4 protein-coding genes are annotated in these 4,231 nt (G+C 58.7%); all 4 read right to left on the reverse strand.

Annotated elements, in window-relative coordinates; translation table 11 throughout:
* Positions 1-328 precede the first annotated feature (328 nt).
* On the reverse strand, positions 329-799 hold the full coding sequence (locus tag WCA53_RS07535) for a hypothetical protein (protein ID WP_423907542.1): 471 nt from the start codon (positions 797-799) through the stop codon (positions 329-331).
* A 634-nt stretch (positions 800-1,433) separates the two neighbouring features.
* Positions 1,434-1,739 (reverse strand): hypothetical protein, encoded by a 306-nt coding sequence (locus tag WCA53_RS07540; RefSeq protein ID WP_423907544.1) that lies wholly within the window; start codon positions 1,737-1,739, stop codon positions 1,434-1,436.
* A gap of 502 nt (positions 1,740-2,241) precedes the next feature.
* Positions 2,242-2,631: a hypothetical protein gene (locus tag WCA53_RS07545; RefSeq protein WP_423907546.1), complete on the reverse strand. Its 390-nt coding sequence runs from the start codon at positions 2,629-2,631 to the stop codon at positions 2,242-2,244.
* Between the two features lie 406 nt (positions 2,632-3,037).
* The gene (locus WCA53_RS07550) at positions 3,038-3,883 is read right to left on the reverse strand and encodes an alpha/beta fold hydrolase (protein ID WP_423907548.1); all 846 of its coding nucleotides are present in this window, start codon (positions 3,881-3,883) and stop codon (positions 3,038-3,040) included.
* Positions 3,884-4,231: the final 348 nt, after the last annotated feature.

The raw sequence follows: 4,231 nt of genomic DNA on the forward strand, positions 1-4,231 counted from the left end.
GTCGATAGCATGCGAGTTTTGATGTCGGCCGCCGTCCGTGATTCGGAGGGGATCGGTCATTCGATCGCGTGGTGAGACTGTTTCTTCCAAGCCGGTTGATGACTTTTAGTATCGCGGAGCCGTGCACCGTCCACAAACCTGGTTTACTGGTTAGGCACCAGTTGGCGGGCGAAAGAAGATCTGAGGTCCTGGCAGCGCGACGCGTTGCGACATCGTCAGCCAACAACTGGCGTTGCAGGATGCTGCGGCCTGTATGGCGCCCTAACCCACCCGTCGCGTAAGCGCCGCTCGCCCTAAAAAAGCATGACAGGCGACCTGAGTGACCGGGCTACGTCAACAACGCCGCCGCCAGCTGATCTGCGCTGTGAAACAGCGTAGACAACTGATGCATAGAGTCCAGGATTGCGATTCCTGGACTCTGCAGCTCCGGAGTGACGCGCCTGATTAGGTCTTTGGACAGGGGATGCACCACATGCTGTGGCGTCCGCGCAGTCCGCTGGCAAGCACCCGACCACAGCCGCGGACTCTTCACCGTGCGCAGCACCGTCGAGCGACTGTCCTTGTGGTTCAAGGCCGCACCGCAGCTCCGACAATGGGTCTGGACTGAGAGCCACGACTGCACCTGTTTCGAAATGAGCTCGACCTGCACCTTTGCCAGCAGCGACCGCCCTTCCGCGAGAGTCAGGTCCAGTTCGGCAAGACAGAAGTCCGGGCGCTCAATCACAGCCAGAACTCCGTTACCTTCCTCGACCGTATCATTGTCTCCGTCGGCCAACCTTGCTTCGATGATCAACCGCATGGCTTGCTCCCACCGTTGCGAGACCGATCAGACTACTCCAGACGAAACCGAAGTCGCTACCGGAAACACAAGCGGCCCTCCTTGGGAGCCTCCCCAACTTTTGCACGCTCTCCCCTACGGCGCTGTGCGATCGATTATCAACGGATTTGCCGGGTCGCTTTCCCGTTAGCTCCTTCGGTGTCGATCGGAGCGCCCAAGCCGATAGAGACGCGACCAGCGGCGTACTACCAATTTTCCGTGAGCGCAGCTCGGTGCGAGGAACGATTTTGGACCGATGCTCGAACACTGGCAGAAGCGGCTCGCAAGTTCCGGAGTACGAAGGCTTTAGCGCAACGTCCCGGAACTAGCCGAACCGCCGACGGACCCGGCTAGATCGAGTTCACCTGCATGGTGGCGGGGTTCGACGCGTGCCAGATGAATCAAGCGTTCCGGTGGCCTGACGGCGAGTAGTAACAACTTTAGTTGAAATTTAGACTCAACTTTCCTTGTGTGAGCGGCGTTTGTTCTCAAAAAATCTCGCCCAATACCCGGCTATTAAGATAACTATGCTTCGCGCTCGCGAGTGGCAGCTTACGAGAGGACCGTATGGATCCAATTGTTGTCGGATGCTGTAGAACGGGCTTCGAGCGACCGCTTACAGGTGTCGGCACTGTCGTTGTCCCAACGCGGTTTGATCTATGAAGCGCGCCAAGGCGCGTGACCGAACCCATTGGCCGCCCTGTGCAATGAATCGTGACGTCGCGTCGACGACTGTTTGGTTGCTGTGGTCAGCGAATACGGCAAAGACAGGTGCGTCGATCGACTCCGCGAGGGCAAATTGCTGCTTTTCGATACTGCGCGGGTCGATGCGGCCTTCGGCATCGAAAGTAAGAATGCAAAACGTGTTCCGAACGACGCGCACCGGGTGTCTGGCCACAAGCTCGACCACGACGCTGGCCATTCGCGCTCGTTGCCCTGCAAAAACGGGTAGACATTGGCTTGCCGGATCTCGCAGCATCCGGTCGAACTTGGTGCTTGACAGCCGCCAGAGGGTATCGTCACGAGCGATCAGAAACGTTCGGCAAGAAAAACCCATGGTTCTGCCCCTTGTATTAGCGGTGATACTCACCTCGCTCGGCGAGATCCCAGCAGGAGATTTGCCCCTGTACCTTACATCGCGCGAAACCAGGCTTCGTGTCGTCTCGGTCGATGTCCGGCTCCGCTGCGCCTTTCATGCACCTGAAGCACGTCGCAGTCAACCCGATCGAGGAGTCGAAGTCAGTCGCGTAGGCGATCACGGTTGCGTGGAACCACGCCACGGGCTTAGCCGGGCCCCGCTGACGGCCACACGTGCCCTTCTCGTCCAGAACGCGTCCCGCATTAATGAATGCATGACTACGGTCGGAATGAAGCGAGTAAGGAACGCCTCAGCGCGACGATGGAAGCGCCTGCCCCCTGACCTCTCACTGCATGATCTCGCCGCTCCAGCGATCACGGTTGGCCCAGAACGAACACTGCGGACATTTTTCGCCTTCCGGGTAGTCAATGCCTTCCTCATGCGGGCAGCCGATGATGCGATCGACGGCCACCACCGATTTGACACCGTGACGATCGATGAATCGAACGATTTCTTCGGTGACTTCTGGATCGATTCTCGCATCGGTTGCTTTGCAGAACCACCGCTCAACAGGGTCCGCGTCAGCACCTTCGTGCGCGACGATGCCCACAGAGACCTTCGTCGCTCTTGAGTCGTCTGGCCCGTAGAAGGCAACCGTTGCCACCGGATAGCCGCAGAAGCCTTTGCCACGTCTTTTGGCAAACTTGTCTCGGTACCACTGAGCCTTGAATGTCATGACCCCTCCTTCGCATGCCTTGCCCAGTGACGTAAGCGGTGACGCCGAAGTACACATAGCGTACTCAATTTCTACTCCTTGGCCGCGCGCCCGACAAGCGGGTTCGGGCAGTAGCGGCTGCGTGGGCTGAACAAGGCGCGTTCGCAGCATAGACGCGAGCGACCTTAATGGAGTGACTCACACCGGTCGGTGATCGCCGTTAGTCGGCCACTAACAGACGATCGCCGGCCGCAGATGAGCGACCGCTCCCGCAGCCAGAGCGGTCGCTGGAATGCTCAGTCGACCCCTTGGAAATCGGCGAGTGAGCGTTGCATTTTTCTTGAGTTTCGGCGTCAAATCCTAGGCGACGGTGGCAGCTTTGCAATACGGTGCCGTCGCCTGGGCGCAGTCCGGCATAGAACGCCGGTCAGGCCTTGATAAACGCCAGTAGGTCGGCGTTGATCTGGTCTGCATGCGTGGTCGGCATTCCGTGCGGCAAGCCGGGGTACGACTTGAGCGTGCCGTGCTTCAGAAGCTTCACGGATTTCGCGCCCGTGGTGGGGAACGGACATATCTGATCGTCCTCGCCGTGCATCACCAGCACAGGAACGTCGATGATCGCCAGGTCGTCGTAGAACTCTGTTTCCGAGAGCACCTTGACGCAATCGTATTGGGCCTTGATGCCGCCCATCATGCCTTGCCGCCACCAGTTCTCGCGAATGCCTTCGGAAACCGTCGCGCCAGGACGGTTGAACCCATAGAACGGAATCGTGATGTCCTTGTAAAACTGTGAGCGATGCATCGCCGTACCGTTGCGAATCACGTCGACAACTTCCTTTGGCACGCCCTCGGGGTTCTTTTCCGACTTCATGAAAAGCGGCGGAATCGCGCTGATAAGTACCGCCTTTGCCACACGTCCGTTGCCGGTGCCGTGCCGGGCGACATAACGTGTCACCTCGCCGCCGCCCGTGGAGTGACCAATGTGCACGGCATTCGTGAGATCGAGCGCCTTGACCAACTCCGCGACGTCGGCCGCGTAGGTGTCCATATCATGGCCGCTCGCGGTCTGGGTTGAGCGCCCGTGGCCGCGACGATCATGCGCGATCACGCGAAACCCATGATCCAGGAAAAACATCATTTGTGCATCCCAATCGTCGGCCGACAGCGGCCAACCATGATGAAAGACCAAGGGTTGACCCGTGCCCCAGTCCTTATAAAAAATCTCGGTTCCGTCCGCAGTGGTGATGTATGAACTGCCAGTATTCGCTTTCATCTCGTATCCTTTGGGGTCGTTTTGACGATGGGATGAACGTTCGACAAGCACAGACGCTACTTCGGGAACCCGGCCATCCAAAAAGGGGCGGCAACAAGAAGCGTTTGGTAGTTGACACCGAACCGAATGTGAGATTTGTGCGACGGCGCACATTGGGATGAACGAATCCTTTTCGCTGCCTCCGAGGTGGTCACGCACCCGTCGATGTGCCAATGTTCATTGGTCTTATACCGGACGACAGGCGGACGGTCGGAAGTCTTTCGGGGCTGGCTCAACAGGGTCGGCTACGGTCTTACGCGCGATGCACGGCCTGGGGCTTCACGCGTGCGGGACATCGGGCAGGGTTCG

Origin of the sequence: Caballeronia sp. (genome assembly GCF_049581465.1) — a bacterium.
In the GTDB taxonomy this organism is placed as follows: domain Bacteria; phylum Pseudomonadota; class Gammaproteobacteria; order Burkholderiales; family Burkholderiaceae; genus Caballeronia.